The 15,112-nt window shown below is 71.8% G+C and carries 15 protein-coding genes; 10 read left to right on the top strand and 5 right to left on the bottom strand.

The features are described from left to right. Nucleotides 1-13: 13 nt before the first annotated feature. The gene (gene proB / locus FO059_RS12870) at nt 14-1,111 is read left to right on the top strand and encodes a glutamate 5-kinase (RefSeq protein ID WP_143910739.1); all 1,098 of its coding nucleotides are present in this window, start codon (nt 14-16) and stop codon (nt 1,109-1,111) included. Between the two features lie 49 nt (nt 1,112-1,160). Here the strand turns inward: proB and FO059_RS12865 are convergent, their stop codons facing one another. Next, the gene (locus FO059_RS12865) at nt 1,161-1,886 is read right to left on the bottom strand and encodes a TetR/AcrR family transcriptional regulator (RefSeq protein ID WP_143909332.1); all 726 of its coding nucleotides are present in this window, start codon (nt 1,884-1,886) and stop codon (nt 1,161-1,163) included. 96 nt (nt 1,887-1,982) lie between these two features. Between FO059_RS12865 and FO059_RS12860 the strand changes: the two genes are divergently transcribed. Then, nucleotides 1,983-2,414: a VOC family protein gene (locus tag FO059_RS12860; protein WP_143910738.1), complete on the top strand. Its 432-nt coding sequence runs from the start codon at nt 1,983-1,985 to the stop codon at nt 2,412-2,414. Between the two features lie 109 nt (nt 2,415-2,523). Here FO059_RS12860 and FO059_RS12855 read toward each other — a convergent pair whose 3' ends face one another. The 4 genes from FO059_RS12855 to FO059_RS12840 all read right to left on the bottom strand — a co-directional run bounded on the left by FO059_RS12855 (nt 2,524) and on the right by FO059_RS12840 (nt 7,324). Beyond that, on the bottom strand, nt 2,524-2,922 hold the full coding sequence (locus FO059_RS12855) for an ectoine synthase (protein ID WP_143909330.1): 399 nt from the start codon (nt 2,920-2,922) through the stop codon (nt 2,524-2,526). Nucleotides 2,923-3,026: 104 nt separating this feature from the next. After that, nucleotides 3,027-4,295, bottom strand: coding sequence for a diaminobutyrate--2-oxoglutarate transaminase (gene ectB, locus FO059_RS12850; protein ID WP_143909328.1), 1,269 nt, complete (start codon nt 4,293-4,295; stop codon nt 3,027-3,029). Between the two features lie 141 nt (nt 4,296-4,436). Next, nucleotides 4,437-4,985, bottom strand: a complete 549-nt coding sequence (ectA, locus tag FO059_RS12845) for a diaminobutyrate acetyltransferase (RefSeq protein ID WP_143909326.1) — start codon at nt 4,983-4,985, stop codon at nt 4,437-4,439. A 140-nt stretch (nt 4,986-5,125) separates the two neighbouring features. Continuing rightward, on the bottom strand, nt 5,126-7,324 hold the full coding sequence (locus FO059_RS12840; RefSeq protein ID WP_143909324.1) for a RecQ family ATP-dependent DNA helicase: 2,199 nt from the start codon (nt 7,322-7,324) through the stop codon (nt 5,126-5,128). 164 nt (nt 7,325-7,488) lie between these two features. Here FO059_RS12840 and FO059_RS12835 point away from each other — a divergent pair, with 164 nt between their 5' ends. Genes FO059_RS12835 through octT form a run of 8 tightly spaced genes read left to right on the top strand, consistent with a single transcriptional unit; the run spans nt 7,489 to nt 15,108 of the window. Beyond that, nucleotides 7,489-8,778, top strand: a complete 1,290-nt coding sequence (locus tag FO059_RS12835) for a saccharopine dehydrogenase family protein (RefSeq protein WP_143909322.1) — start codon at nt 7,489-7,491, stop codon at nt 8,776-8,778. A 31-nt stretch (nt 8,779-8,809) separates the two neighbouring features. Next, nucleotides 8,810-10,111 (top strand): glutamate-5-semialdehyde dehydrogenase, encoded by a 1,302-nt coding sequence (locus FO059_RS12830; RefSeq protein ID WP_143909320.1) that lies wholly within the window; start codon nt 8,810-8,812, stop codon nt 10,109-10,111. A 37-nt stretch (nt 10,112-10,148) separates the two neighbouring features. Beyond that, nucleotides 10,149-11,030, top strand: a complete 882-nt coding sequence (locus FO059_RS12825) for an AAA family ATPase (protein ID WP_143909318.1) — start codon at nt 10,149-10,151, stop codon at nt 11,028-11,030. 38 nt (nt 11,031-11,068) lie between these two features. Next, nucleotides 11,069-12,562 (top strand): vWA domain-containing protein, encoded by a 1,494-nt coding sequence (locus tag FO059_RS12820; protein WP_143909316.1) that lies wholly within the window; start codon nt 11,069-11,071, stop codon nt 12,560-12,562. A 21-nt stretch (nt 12,563-12,583) separates the two neighbouring features. Further along, nucleotides 12,584-13,303, top strand: coding sequence for a nicotinate-nucleotide adenylyltransferase (gene nadD / locus FO059_RS12815; protein ID WP_143909314.1), 720 nt, complete (start codon nt 12,584-12,586; stop codon nt 13,301-13,303). After that, the gene (gene rsfS, locus FO059_RS12810) at nt 13,300-13,683 is read left to right on the top strand and encodes a ribosome silencing factor (protein WP_143909312.1); all 384 of its coding nucleotides are present in this window, start codon (nt 13,300-13,302) and stop codon (nt 13,681-13,683) included. Before nadD ends, rsfS begins: the two co-directional genes overlap by 4 nt. After that, on the top strand, nt 13,680-14,336 hold the full coding sequence (locus FO059_RS12805; protein WP_168226623.1) for a histidine phosphatase family protein: 657 nt from the start codon (nt 13,680-13,682) through the stop codon (nt 14,334-14,336). The genes rsfS and FO059_RS12805 overlap by 4 nt, the downstream gene beginning before the upstream one ends. Then, nucleotides 14,320-15,108 carry a diglucosylglycerate octanoyltransferase gene (gene octT, locus FO059_RS12800; RefSeq protein ID WP_143909310.1) on the top strand — a complete coding sequence of 263 codons (789 nt, stop codon included), beginning with the start codon at nt 14,320-14,322 and terminating at the stop codon, nt 15,106-15,108. Before FO059_RS12805 ends, octT begins: the two co-directional genes overlap by 17 nt. Nucleotides 15,109-15,112: the final 4 nt, after the last annotated feature.

The raw sequence follows: 15,112 nt of genomic DNA, 5'->3' as shown, positions 1-15,112 counted from the left end.
CGATCGGCAGGGCATGGGCACCCGTGAAGTCATAGCCACGGCCCGCCGGGTCGTGGTCAAGATCGGCTCCTCCGCGTTGACGAGCCTCGACGGCGGCCTCGACGGCGCACGGTTGGGCGTCCTGGCCGAGGCCATCGAAGCCCGCATGCATGCGGGCTCCGACGTCGTCGTCGTCTCGTCGGGCGCCGTCAGTGCCGGCATCGCGCCACTGGGGCTGGGGCACCGCCCCCGCGACCTCGCCACCAAACAGGCCGCGGCGGCCGTCGGTCAACTGGAGCTCGCAGGGGAGTGGCAGCGGGCGTTCGCCCGCCACGACCGCACCGTGGCGCAGGTGCTGCTGACGGCGGGCGACTTCGCCCGCCGCGACGCCCACCGCAACGCCCAGCGCACGCTGGACCGGCTGCGCACGCTGCACGCGATCGCGGTGGTCAACGAGAACGACACCGTCGCCACCAGCGAGATCAAGTTCGGTGACAACGACCGCCTGGCGGCGCTGGTGGCGCATCTGGTGAGCGCCGACGCCCTGATCCTGCTCTCCGACGTCGACGGGCTCTACGACTCCGACCCGCGCAAGGGCGACGCCCGGTTCATCGACGAGGTCCGCGGCCCCGACGATCTGGACGAGGTGATCGCCGGCACCGGCGGCACGCTGGGCACCGGGGGCATGGCCACCAAGTTGTCGGCCGCGGTGCTGGCCGCGGACGGGGGAGTGCCGGTGCTGCTGGCCGCCGCGTCGTCGGCGGCCGAGGCGCTGGCCGGCGGAACGGTGGGCACCGTGTTCGCCGCCCGCCCGCAGCGCATGTCAGCCCGCCGGTTCTGGGTGCGGCACGCCGCGGACACCTCGGGGGCGCTGCACCTCGACGCCGGCGCCGTGCGCGCGGTGTCGCACCGCCGCAGCTCGCTGCTGGCGGCGGGCATCACCGGGGTGAGCGGTCACTTCTCCGAGGGCGACGTGGTGGTGCTGCAGGGCCCGGACGCCGTCGCCGTGGCGCGCGGCGTGGTGTCCTACGACTCCTCCGAGCTTCCGCACATGATCGGGCACAGCACCGGGGAGCTGCCCGAGGACCTGCGGCACGCGGTGGTCCACGCCGACGACCTGGTGCCGCTCTAAGCCGGATGCACAGGGGCGGCCGGAAAGGGGCCGGACGGCGCGGCGCGGTTCACCCGACGCTCGTCGCCCGGCTCTCGATGCCGTCGAGGATCACGGCGAGGCCGAAGCCGTAGGCGGCCTCGGCGTCGGCGGCGGCACCGGATGCCGCGCCGGCCGCGCCGCCGATCCGGTGGCCGAGCGGGAAGCGCTCGGCGACGCCCAGCTCCGCGAGTTCCGCGCCCTCACGGCGCCACCACTGTTCGGGAGACTCCTGCTCCCGCTCGGCTCGCGCGTTCGCAGTCGCCCGGGCGGAGTGGGCGACGAAGCCGAGGACGAGCGCCAACGCCTGGTCTTTGTCCACGTCGCAGAGCGGCAGAGGCTCGACGGCGGCGAGCTCGCGCTCGTATTTGCCCAGGGTCCCGGGGCCGAGGACGGCGCGCTCGGTCTCCACGGCCGCCAGCCACTGGTGCTGCCCGAGCAGGACGAGGTTCTCGGCCGCCACTTGCGCGAGCATCCGCCGCGGATCGCCGGTCAGTGGTCTGAAGGCCATCCGAAGTCGACACTGATCGATCATGAGCTCCAGGAGCTGCGCCCTGCTTTCGACGTGTCCGTACAGGGTCATCGTGCCGACGCCCAGTCTTTGGGCGACACCGCGCACGGACAGGCCGGTCAGCCCCGCGGCATCGGCCTCGGCGATGCCGGCGTCGACGATACCGTCGACGGTGATGCTCGGCGGCCGACCCGGTCGGGGCGGGAGCGGCCGTTCGTGGCGCCACAGTAGAGCGATGGTGCTCATCGTCCGCACCTCCTGCGATGAAGGACGGTTGCCGTCCTCGAGCGGTTTCCGTACGTTGTACGGTATACAACGTACAACATACGGGAAAGGGGCATGATGGCTGGATCATCGACTTCAGGGGAGGGGACGCCCACGGCGGCGTCGGGGAACTGCGGGATCAGCGCCTTCGCGATCTCGCTCAACGTGCCGGATCCGGCGGCGTCCGCCGCCTTCCTGTCGGGCCACTTCGGATACGTCACGGAGATGCAGGACGACGGCTTCGTCTCGCTGCGGCACCCGGACGGTGGCTCGAACGTCGTGTTCCTGCGCACCGGGCTGCCGACGTTCCGGCCGTCGGAGCGGGCCGGCAGCGCGGGGGAGGGGCTGCTGCTGGCGATGGTGGTGGACGATCTCGACGCGCGGCATCGCCGGCTCGTGGACGCCGGGATCGACGTGGTCACGCCGCCGGAGACCGAGCCGTGGGGCGAGCGGTACGTGCAGTACCGGGACCCCAACGGGCTCATCGTCCAGCTCGTCCAGTGGGTGTGACGATCGTCGGTCCCCGCGGCGCGGGACGCTGACGCCCGTGGACGAGACGGCGCCGGCCCCGGTGGAACACTCTCCACCGGGGCCGGCGCTTCCGCTATGCGGGGGTCGCTCAGTCCTCGACCTCGACGAGCGGGTAGACGCCGTTCTCGTCGTGCACCTCGGTGCCCACCACGGGCGGGTTGAAGACGCAGAGCATGCGCAGCTGCGTCTTGGCGATCACCTTGTGGCGCTCGTGCCCGTTGAGCAGGTACATCGTCCCGTCGGCCAGCGGGTAGGTCTTGTCGTTGTCGAGGTCCACCAGCTCGCCCTCGCCCTCGACGAGCCAGACGGCCTCGACGTGGTTGGCGTAGTGGAAGAAGTTCTCGGTGCCGGCCTTGATCGTGGTCTCGTGGAACGAGAAGCCCACCTTGTCGCCGCCGAGGATGATGCGCTTGCTCACCCAGTTGTCGTTCTCGGGGCGGACCTCGCGGTCGGTGCCGCTGATCTCGGCTGTGGTGCGGACGATCATGTCGCTCTGCCTTTCTGCTCTGCGGGGATAGCGGGTAATCACAAAACCCGGGCCCCGCCAGCGCCGTGCGCCATGCGGGGCCCGTGCCCTGCGGGAAAAGTCGGTCAGGCCATGACCTTGGCCACGGATTCGGCGATGATCGACAGCCCCTGGCGGAACTCGTCGTCGGTGGTGGTCAGCGGCGGCAGCAGCTTGACCACCTCGCTCTCCGGCCCGGAGGTTTCGAGCAGCAGCCCGGACTCGAATGCCGCCGCGCACACCTGCGAGGCGTTCTCGGCCTGCTCGAACGCCAGGGCCTGGACGAGGCCGCGGCCGCGGGTGGAGACGCCGGGGTAGGAGTCGGCGATGGTGTCGAGACCCTCGCGGACCAGCGTGCCCTTGCGCAGGGTCTCCTTCTCGAACGCGTCGTCCGCCCAGTAATTGTCCAGCGCGGCGGTGGCGGTCACGAACGCGGGGTTGTTGCCGCGGAAGGTGCCGTTGTGCTCGCCCGGGGTCCACACGTCGAGCTCCGACTTGAACATGGTCAGAGCCAGCGGCAGGCCGTAGCCGCCGATGGACTTCGAGAGGGTGACGATGTCCGGGGTGATCCCGGCGGCCTCGAAGGAGAAGAACTGGCCGGTGCGGCCGCAGCCCATCTGCACGTCGTCGACGATCAGGAGGATGTCACGCTCTGCGCACAGCTCCGAGAGCGCACGGAGCCACTCGGGGCGCGCGACGTTGATGCCGCCCTCGCCCTGCACCGTCTCGACGATGACTGCGGCCGGCTTGTTGAGGCCGGATCCGGAGTCGTCGAGGACGCGGGAGAACCACTGGAAGTCCTCGGCGACGCCGCCGAAGTAGTTGTCGAACGGCATCGGCGTGGCGTGCACCAGCGGGATGCCGGCGCCGTTGCGCTTCATCGAGTTGCCGGTGACCGACAGCGAGCCCAGCGTCATGCCGTGGAAGGCGTTGGTGAAGCTGACGACGGACTCGCGCCCGGTCACCTTGCGTGCCAGCTTGAGCGCGGCCTCGACCGCGTTGGTGCCGGTGGGGCCGGGGAACATGACCTTGTAGTCGAGTCCGCGCGGCTCGAGCAGGTTCCGGTCGATCGACTCGAGGAACGCGCGCTTGGCGACGGTGCCCATGTCGAGTGCGTGGGTGACGCCGTCGCGCTCGATGTAGTCGAGGAGGGCCTGCTTGAACACCGGGTTGTTGTGCCCGTAGTTCAGCGTGCCCGCGCCGGCGAAGAAGTCCAGGTACTCGCGGCCGTCCTCGCCGCGCATCCAGCTGCCCTTGGCGGTGTCGAAGACCGTCGGCCAGCCACGGCTGTAGCTGCGGACCTCGGATTCGCGTTTGGCGAAGATGTCGGTGTCGATCTTGTCGATCACAGTCATTTCGATTACCTCATTCAGTGATAGCGGATACCGCAGTCAATCTCGTAGCCGGAATCGTTGGCGTGCTCTGAGTGCCGTCCGGTGCCCCGTCTGCGGTGCGTGGTCCGGCTGCACGCGCAAGCGTCGGCGCGGCGTGGGGGGCTAAGGGGCGTCGGCCGGGTCCCCGATGATGTAGAGGTCCTCCGGCTCGTGGCTGTCCGGGAACGCGTCGGCGGGGAACAGGTCCTCCCGCCGGATGCCCACTCCGCGGCGCCGGGCGACGCCCGTGAACAGCGCCTGGGATGCGGTGTTGTCGGGGCTGATGGTGGTCTCCAGCCGGGTGACGCCCTCCGGCGCCAGCCTGTCGAGAAGTCCGGAGAGCATGCGGCCCGCGACGCCCTTGCCGCGCTGGGATTCGTCCGTGGCCACCTGCCACACCATGAGCGTGTCCGGGCGGTCCTGGCGCCGGTAGCCGGTGACGAAACCGTGCACCCGCCCGTCGACGACGGCGACGATGGAGGTGCGCGCGAAGTCGCGACACCAGAGGACGTAGGCGTAGCTGGAGTTGAGATCCAGCACGGCCGAATCGCGGGCGATCTCCCACAGCCTGATGCCGTCCGGAACGCGCGGCGCGCGGAATTCGACAGCATCCGCAGAGGGTGCCTCGGTGGAGGTTTTCTGACGGGGTACTTCGTGTTCTGGGAGCCTCATGCAACATCCAGGTTAACAACGCTGACCAGCAAAATCGCCTTCACCGGAGAATCGGGGCCCGATTTGTCCGGCCTATTGCAGGTCAGCGTGCCGGTGTGAGGAACGTCACTCGAGGATTGCATAGCAGGCTCAGCTGACGCTCAGGAACGGGTGGCGAGCGCCAGAGGAAGCACTGCGTGCGCACCCGCCCCGCGCACGGCCCGGGCCGCCATCGTGACCGTCCAGCCCGTCTCAACCAGGTCGGTGACGAGAAGGATGGTGGACCCGGGCGGGGGCGGCTGCGGGACGGTGAACCGCTGGCCGATCTGGGCCACCCGGAAGGCCGAGTTGGCTGCGGTCACCGGCGGCAGATCCTGCGGGCGGGAGACCGAGGGGAGCAGCCCGAGGCGGCCGATCGATGCGAGGCTCCGCGCGACGGACTCGACAAGCTGTGGGTGGGTTTCCGAGTGCAGGGCGGCGATCGAGTCCGGGCGCACCTCCCACCGCCAGGACTTGAGCACCTCGACGAAGCCGTCGATGAGCCACGGAGGCGCCGGCGCGTCCGGCTCGGCGAGAAGCGAACGCAGGCGGGTCCCCCAGCCGAGGTCCGTCAGCCTACCGACCGCGCGGCCCACGGCGGGACCGTCGTCGATCCGGCCCTTGAGCTCCATTCCCAGCCGAGGCAGGCCGGTGGGCCATTGCCGGCGTGCGGCGATATCCACTCCGGGCCTGTCGAGGCGGTCGCGGGCGGAGCGGGCGGCGGCCTGATCGACCGCGGCGTCGCGGGCGTCGCCGGTGCAGTTGTCGCAGCGGCCGCAGCCGTCGGTCTCCGCGGCCAGCAGCGGATCGTCCAGCTGGGCGCGCAGGAACCGCATGCGGCACTCGGCGGTGCGCTCGTAGTCCAGCATCGCCTGCTGCTCTTCGCTCCGCGCCCGGGCCAGACCCGCGTACCGCTCGGTGTCGTACACCCACTCCTGGCCGGTGGCGACCCAGCCGCCGCGGACGCGGCGCACCGCCCCGTCCACGTCGAGCACCTTGAGCACCATCTCCAGGCGGTTGCGCCCCAGGTCCACGCGGGACTCCAGCGCCGGGGTGGATATCGGGGCCTCGCCCAGCGCGCCGATCACCGCGCGCACCGTCTGCTCGTCGGGGAACGACACGGAAGCGAAGTAGCGCCAGATCTGCGCGTCCTCGGGGCCGGGGAGCAGCACCACCTCGGCGCGGTCCGTCGCGCGGCCGGCACGGCCCACCTGCTGGTAGTAGGAGATGGGCGAGGACGGCGCGCCGACGTGCACGACGAAACCCAGGTCCGGCTTGTCGAAGCCCATGCCCAGGGCGGAGGTGGCGACGAGGCACTTGACCCGGTTCTCCAGCAGGTCCGCCTCCAGGGTTTCCCGTTCGGCGGGGTCGGTGCGGCCCGTGTACGCCGCCACGGTGTGGCCCTGCTCGGCGAGCACGGCGGCGAGGTCCTCGGCCGCCGAGACCGTCAGGGCGTAGACGATTCCGGAGCCGGGCAGCGATCCGAGGTTCTGGGCGAGCCATGCGGCGCGGTCGCGGGAGTCCGCGACGCGGATCACCGACAGGTGCAGCGACGCGCGGTCGAGTCCGCCGCGCAGCACCAGCGTGGAGTCCTCGTCCGCTGCGCCGTCCGCCGCGGCGCCCACGCCGAGCTGCGCCGCGACATCGGCCACCACGCGGTCGTTGGCCGTGGCGGTGGTCGCCAGCACGGGGGTGTCGCGGCCCAGATCGGCGACGAGTGTGCGAATGCGGCGGTAGTCCGGGCGGAAGTCATGGCCCCAGTCGGACACGCAATGCGCCTCGTCCACCACCACCAGCCCCGCGTCCTTCGCGAGGTGCGGGAGGACGTTCTCGCGGAAGTCGGGGTTGTTGAGCCGTTCCGGACTGACCAGAAGGACGTCGACCCCGCCGGCGCGGACCTGCTCGTGGATCCCGTCCCACTCGGTGATGTTGCCGGAGTTGATCGTGGCCGCGCGCACGCTCGCGCGCTCGGCGGCGGCCACCTGGTTGCGCATGAGGGCGAGCAGTGGCGAGACGATCACCGTGGGGCCGCGGCCGGCCTCGCGCAGCAGCTTCGCCGCGATGAAGTACACGGCGGACTTGCCCCAACCGGTGCGCTGGACCACCAGCGCGCGCCGCCGGTCGACCACCAGGGCTTCGATGGCGGTCCACTGGTCGTCCCGCAGCCGCGCGCCGGGACCCGCGAGGTCCGCGAGCAGCTCGTCGGCCCTCGTGCGCAACGCGGCGCGTTCCGGTGCGGCCGCGGCGGCGGCAACTCCGTCGTCGTCGTCGTCGTGGTCCACGGCAGCAGCGTCCGATCCGGTCGGTCCAGTGATCCCCATGGGCACCATGGTGCCTTGCCGGACCGACGGATCCGGCACGCGATGGCGGGTTCTCCACAGGCGCGCGGAGTCCGCCCGCACGCATCGGCGGCGGCGCACGGGCCGCCTGCGGAATCCGGTGCGACGTTGTCGACCATCGGCCGCGGGTGTGCTGTCATGGACGGATGAGCAATGACAGCGATCCGCGTCCGGAAACCGGTGCGGCAGCGCAGGCAGCACAGTCCCGCGATCTCGACGTCGTGGTCTACGGGGCCACGGGCTTCGTGGGGCGGCTCGTGGCCGGGCACCTGGCCCAGCATGCGCCCGCGGGCGTGCGGATGGGACTCGCCGGACGCGATCGGGGCAGGCTCGAGGAGATCCGGAACGGCCTGGGCCCGGGCGCGGCGGGCTGGCCGATCCTCATCGCGGACGCCGCCGACGACGCCTCCCTCGACGCCCTGGCGCGGTCGGCGCGGGTGGTGATCAGCACCGTCGGCCCCTACGCCCGCTACGGCCTCCCGCTGGTCCGCGCCTGCGCGGAGGCCGGGACCGACTACGTGGACCTCACCGGCGAGGTGCTGTTCCACCGCGAGAGCATCGACCGCTACCACGAGACTGCCGTGCGCACCGGTGCGCGGATCGTGCACTCGTGCGGATTCGACTCGGTGCCGTCGGACCTCGGCGTGTACCGCCTGTACCGCAAGGTCGCCGAGGACGGCGCCGGGGAGCTGACGGACACGACCCTGGTGGTGTCCGACCTGCGCGGAGGCATCAGCGGCGGCACCGTCGATTCGCTGCGCATGCAGATCGACGCGATGAAGAAGGACAAGGCGGCGCGCAGGACCGGGCTGAGCCCCTACTCGCTCAGCCCCGACCGCACTGCGGAACCCGACCTGGGCCGCCAGTCCGATTCGTCGATCGTGCGCGGGTCCGACGTGGCGCCGGGTCTCGGCGGCTTCCTCGCCCCGTTCTTCATGGGTCCCTACAACACCCGGGTGGTGCGGCGTTCCGCCGCGCTCCTGGGCCACGCGTACGGCCGCGGTTTCCGGTACCGGGAGGTCATGGCCGTGGGCTCGTCGCCGCTGTCGCTGGTGCCCGCGGCCGCGCTCACGGCGGGCATGGGCGGTCTCGTCGCGGGGCTCGGCTTCGGGCCCACCCGCAAGCTCCTCGACCGCGTGCTTCCGGCGCCCGGCGACGGCCCCGGCGAGAAGGCGCGGGCCAACGGGCGCTTCGCAGTCGACGTCCATGCGACGACCACCGCCGGGGCGCACTACCGATCGCGCGTCGCGGCGCACGGCGACCCGGGGTACGCGGCCACCGCCGTGATGCTCGGCGAGAGCGCCCTGGCGCTGGCACTGGACCGGGCCGGGGCGCCCGAGTCGGCCGGAGTCCTGACTCCCGCGACCGGGATCGGCGAGCCGCTGGCCGAGCGCCTGCGCGCGCACGGATTCACCCTGGAGGTCGAGCGCCGCTGAGGCCGCGACGGGGTTCGCTACCCTGGAGCGTATGAGCATCAGCACTCCGGTCGCGGAGGACGGCACTGCACAGGACGGCGGCGGGGCTCCGGACCCGATGCGCGAGGCCGTGCACGCCGCCGCCCGTGCGGCCCGGGCGGCGTCCCGGACACTGGCGCTGTTGTCCGCCGCGGACAAGAACGCCGCGCTGGCCGCGGCGGCGAAGGCGGTGGAGGACGGGGCGGACCGCATCCTCGCGGCCAACGCCGAGGACATCGCCGCGGCGGAGGCCGCGGGCACCGAGTCGAGCCTGATCGACCGGCTCCGCCTCGATACGGACCGCATCGCGGGCATCGCGTCCGGTTTGCGTCAGGTGGCGGCCCTGCCCGACCCGGTGGGGGAGGTGGTGCGCGGGAGCACGCTGCCCAACGGCCTGGATTTGCGCCAGGTGCGGGTGCCGCTGGGCGTCGTCGGCATCGTCTATGAGGCCCGCCCCAACGTCACCGTCGACGGCTTCGGCCTCACCTTCAAGTCCGGCAACGCGGTACTGCTGCGCGGCTCCTCGTCGGCCAGGAACTCCAACGCGGTGCTCGTCGGGATCATCCGGGAGGCGCTGGACGCGAGGGGACTGCCCGCCGACGCGGTCCAGCTGCTCCCCGCGGAGGACCGCTCGAGCGTGCTGCATCTCATCCAGGCGCGGGGGCTGGTCGACGTGGTCATCCCGCGCGGCGGCGCCGGGCTGATCGCCGCCGTGGTGCGCGACGCGCGGGTGCCGACCATCGAGACCGGCTCGGGCGTGGTGCACATCTACGTGCACTCCGCCGCCGACACGGAGATGGCGGAGAAGATCATCGTCAATGCCAAGACCCGGCGCCCCAGCGTGTGCAACACGGTGGAGACGGTGCTGGTGGACCGCGCGATCGCCGACGATTTCCTCCCGCAGCTCACGCAGACCCTCCAGATGCACAGCGTCACGGTCCACGGCGACGGGCCGGGCATGATCCCGGCCACCGACGAGGACTGGTCCGCCGAGTACCTTTCCCTGGACGTCGCGGTCAAGGTCGTCGACGGCATGGACGAGGCCGTCGACCACATCGACCGCTTCGGCACCGGGCACACCGAGTCGATCGTCACCGCCGACCTGGCCGCGGCCCGCGAATTCACCGGACGCGTGGACGCCGCCGCCGTCATGGTGAACGCGTCGACCGCGTTCACCGACGGCGAGCAGTTCGGCATGGGGGCGGAGATCGGGATCTCCACGCAGAAGCTGCACGCCCGCGGCCCGATGGGACTGCCGGAGCTCACCTCCACCAAGTGGATCGTGTGGGGCGACGGCCACACCCGCCCGGCCTGAGCAGGCGGCAGAGACCAGCAACGAGAAAGGCGTCCGCGTGGACCGCGCAGCACCCGCCATCAAACCCCGCTTCGACAGCGTCGACGACGTCGTCGACCGACTGGCCGATACCGGCTATCTGGCGGACAAGGCCACCGCCACCACGGTGTTCCTCGCCGACAGGCTCGGCAAGCCGCTGCTCATCGAGGGGCCCGCGGGCGTCGGCAAGACGGAGCTGGCGCGTGCGGTCGCGCAGACCACGGACTCGCAGCTGGTGCGGTTGCAGTGTTACGAGGGCGTGGACGAGGCCCGGGCGCTGTACGAGTGGAACCACGCCAAGCAGATCCTCCGGATCCAGGCGGGGGAGTCGGAGGCCTGGGACGCGACGCGCGACGACGTCTTCGGCGAGGAGTTCCTGCTCTCGCGGCCGCTGCTCACCGCGATCCGCGCCGAGGAGCCGACGGTGCTCCTGATCGATGAGACCGACAAGGCCGACGTCGAGATCGAGGGACTGCTGCTGGAGGTTCTCGCCGACTTCGCGATCACGATCCCCGAGCTGGGCACCATCACCGCGGAGGCCAGGCCGTTCACGGTGCTCACCAGCAACGCCACCCGCGAGTTGTCGGAGGCGCTCAAGCGGCGCTGCCTGTTCCTGCACCTGGACTTCCCCGAAGAGGAGCTCGAACGCCGGATCCTGCTCAGCCGGGTGCCCGAACTCCCCGAGGTACTCGCCGAGCAGCTGGTCCGCACCATCCGGGTGCTACGCGACATGCAGCTCAAGAAGGTGCCGTCGGTCTCCGAGACGATCGACTGGGGCCGCACGCTGCTGGCGCTGGGACTCGACACCGTCGACGACGACGCGGTCCGCGCCACCCTCGGGGTGATCCTCAAGCACCGGAGCGACCAGGAACGGGCCGCCGCCGAGCTCCGGCTGAACTGAACTCACGGACGCACTGACCGAGAGGCCGGCGAGACGCCATGACGAACCCACGAAACCCGCGACGGCGGCCGCCGTCCGGCCCGCTCGCGCCCCACGGGATCCCGGGGCACCTGGTGGGGTTCGTCGGCGCGCTGCGCGGCAGGGGCATCGCGGTGGGCACGTCGGAGACGGTGGACGCCGGGCGGGTGCTCGCCGTGCTCGACCCGCTGGACCGTGAGGCCGTGCGCGAGGGCCTGGCCAGCGCGTTGCTGCGGCGGCCCGTGCACCGCGACATCTTCGACGTGCTGTTCGACCTGTGGTTCCCGTCCGGGATCGGAGCACGCCGGGACGGGCCGGACGGCGCCGACGCATCGGCCGACGGGGAGGGCGGGGCGCAGCCAGGCGAACTGCCCGTGGACGAGGACGGGAACCTCGACGGGCAGGCGCTCGAGGACCTGCTGGCGGACCTGCTCGCTGACGAGAGCGCGGACGGACGCGATCGGCTGGACCGGCTGGTGGCGGACATCGTCGACAGGCTCGGGCGCTACGAGGGCTACTCGGGCGAATCCTTCTCCGCCTATCAGGCCATGCGGGGACTCTCCGGCGACAACATCCTGCGCCGGCTTCTCGACGGCATGCTCGGGCCGTCGGCGGAGGAACCCGGCCACCGCGAAGTGCACCGGAACGAGGTGGCGCTGCGGACCGCGCTCGAGCGGATGGGCCGGCTGCGCCGGATGGTGCAGACCGAGACGCGCCGGCGCAGCGCCGAGAAGCTCGGGCGCGACCGCGTGGCGCAGTACGGGGTGCCGCAGCTGGCGGAGCAGGTGGACTTCCTGCGCGCCTCGGACGCGGACCTGCAGGCGTTGCGCAAGACGATGGTGCCGCTGGCGCGCGCCCTGGCGACCCGGCTGGCCGCCCGCCGGCGCCGCTCACGCCGCGGCGAGATCGACGTGCGCCGCACGCTGCGCAAGTCGATGAGCACCGGTGGCGTGCCCATCGACCTGGTGCTGCGCAAGCCGCGGCCCGCGCGCCCCGAGCTGGTGGTGCTCTGCGACGTCTCCGGCTCCGTGGCCGGCTTCAGCCACTTCACCCTGCAGCTGGTGCACACCCTGCGCGAGCAGTTCTCACGCGTGCGGATCTTTGCGTTCATCGACACCACCGACGAGGTCAGCACGTACTTCGAGGCCGGTTCCGACCTGGGCGTCGCGATGTCGCGGATGGTGCGTGAGGCACGGCTGATCACATACGACGGGCACTCCGATTACGGCAACGCGCTGGGCGGATTCGCCGAGAACCACGCGCACGCGCTCACCGACAAGTCCTCGCTGCTGATCCTCGGCGACGCCCGTACCAACTACCGCGACCCCAACCTGGCCGCGTTGCAGCGGATGAGCCACGCGGCGCGGCAGACGCACTGGCTTAACCCAGAGCCGGCGGCCCAGTGGGGCACGGGCGATTCCGTCGCCACCGCGTACGGAACCGTCGTGCCGATGTACGAGTGCCGGACCGCCGAGCAGCTCACCGGGGTGATCTCACGGTTGCTGCCGATCTAGCAGGCCGTAAGCTCGTCATCCATGGAATCCTCACCCGGCGGACGCAGGCGGCGGCTGGGCGTCATGGGCGGCACGTTCGACCCGATCCATCACGGCCACCTGGTGGCGGCCAGCGAGGTGGCGGACCTGTTCGACCTCGACGAGGTCGTCTTCGTGCCCACCGGCAACCCCTGGCAGAAGGCGTCGCGCCGGGTCAGCCAGCCGGAGGACCGTTACCTGATGACGGTCATCGCCACCGCGTCGAATCCCCGCTTCTCGGTCAGCCGCGTGGACATCGACCGGCCGGGGACCACGTTCACCGTCGACACGCTCCGCGACCTGCGTGCCCAGCACGGCGACGCGGACATGTACTTCATCACCGGGGCGGACGCGATCTCGACGATCCTGACCTGGCAGCGCTGGGAGGAGCTGTTCGAGCTGGCGAAGTTCGTCGGCGTTACGCGCCCCGGCTACGACCTCGACGTGGGTCCGCTCGAGGAGATCCTGCGCGGGCGCCCCGAGGACACGGTCAGCGTGGTCGAGGTCCCGGCTTTGGCGATATCCTCGACGGAGTGCCGGGAGCGTGCGGCGCGGTCCCGGCCCGTCTGGTACCTCGTGCCGGACGGCGTCGTGCAGTACATCGCCAAGCGCAACCTGTACCGTCCCGCACACGCCGTCCGCGCCGACGGCACCGCCCGCACCTCGGCACCGCGCCTTGCCGGGCCGCACACCACCGCCGACACAGGGGAGAACCACTCGTGACAGCTACCGCCGAGGCCGCCTCGATGGCGCGGGTCGCCGCGTCCGCCGCCGCGGACAAGAAGGCCACCGACGTGCGCATCCTGGACGTCTCCGAGCGTCTCGTCATCACCGACTGCTTCGTGATCGCGTCGGCGCCCAACGAGCGGCTCGTCGCCGCGATCGTGGACAACGTCGAGGAGAAGCTGCGCGAGGCCGGGCACCGGCCGGCCCGCCGCGAGGGCGTGCGCGAGGGCCGCTGGGCGCTGCTCGACTACGTCGACATGGTGGTGCACATCCAGCACGACGACGAGCGCGAGTACTACGCGTTGGAGAAGCTGTGGAAGGACTGCCCCGAGGTGCCCTTCGACGGCACGGCCGGGCAGGTGGAGTCGGCCAGGTGACAGGGCGCAGGGTGGTCCTGCTGCGTCACGGCCAGACCGAGCACAACGCCGAGAGCCGCATGCAGGGCCAGCTGGACACGTCGCTGTCGGAACTGGGCGAACGCCAGGCGCGCGCGGCCGGCGCGGCGTTCGCCGGGATGCACCCGCACGCCATCGTCTCGTCGGACCTGCACCGCGCCTACGACACCGCGCTCGCGGTGGGGGCGGCGACGGGTGTGGCCGTGCAGACCGATCCCCGGCTGCGCGAGACCCACCTGGGGGAATGGCAGGGGCGTACGCACTACGAGGTGGACGCCGTCCACCCGGGCGCCCGGGATCATTGGCGCGCCGACGCCACCTGGGCACCGCCCGGCGGTGAGTCGCGGGTCCAGGTTGCGGCGCGTGCCGTGCCGGTGGTCGAGGAGTTCGTCACCCGGATGGACCGCCGCGGCACGTGGGCCGACCGGCCCCTGCTGGTGGTGGCGCACGGCGGCGTGATCGCCGCGGTGACCGCGGCGCTGCTGGGGCTGCCGGTGGACCGGTGGCCGGTGATCGGCGGCATCGGGAACACCGGCTGGGCCGAGCTGGGCTCGCGGATGGGTCGGTCGTCGCCGCAGTGGCGGCTGAACGTGTGGAACGCGGATGCGGGGAGCGGTGATGGCATTGTCGGTTGAGACGCTGTCGACGGCGGCGAGCGGGCGGGACGACCGGCCGGTGCTGCTCGTCCTCGCGGACTCGCTGTCCTACTACGGTCCGCGTGGCGGACTCGCCGCCGACGACCCGCGCATCTGGCCCAACCTGGTGGCCGAGCGGCTGGGGTGGCGGGTCGAACTGGTCGCCCGCGTCGGGTGGACCACCCGTGACGCATGGTGGGCGCTGACTCAGGACCCGCGGGTGTGGGCGGCGGTGCCCCACGCCGGGGCGGTGGTGTTCGGCGTCTCGGGAATGGATTCGCTGCCCTCGCCGCTGCCGACGGCGCTGCGCGAACAGATCCGCTACCTGCGGCCCGAACCGGTGCGCCGCGCCGTGCGCGCGGGGTACCAGGTGCTGCAGCCGAGGCTGGCGCGCCTGGGCCGTCCGCTGGCCCTGCCTCCGCAGCTGACATCGCACTATCTGGAGAAGTGCCGCGGCGCGCTGCAGCACCTGCGCCCCGGGCTTCCCGTGGTCGCGACCCTTCCGTCGCGGCACATCTGCGACGCGTACGGCCGGGTGCACGCGGGGCGGGACGGGACCGTGCGCGCCATCGAGGGGTGGGCCGGACAGCACGGCGTCCCGTTGGTGGACCTGGGCGCGGCGACCGGCGAACACGTGCTGGCAGGCCGCGGCAACCCCGACGGCATCCACTGGGGTTTCGAGGGGCACAGCGCGGTGGCCGAGGCGATGCTCGGCACTCTCGGTCGGATCGTGCCGGTCGCCGATGCGCCGATGTCCGAGGGCATACGGTAGATCC

This window comes from Tomitella fengzijianii (assembly GCF_007559025.1).
GTDB classification, from domain to species: Bacteria; Actinomycetota; Actinomycetes; order Mycobacteriales; family Mycobacteriaceae; genus Tomitella; species Tomitella fengzijianii.
The sequence above is the reverse complement of the archived record's forward strand: the minus strand, read 5'-3'. Positions and strand labels throughout refer to the sequence as shown.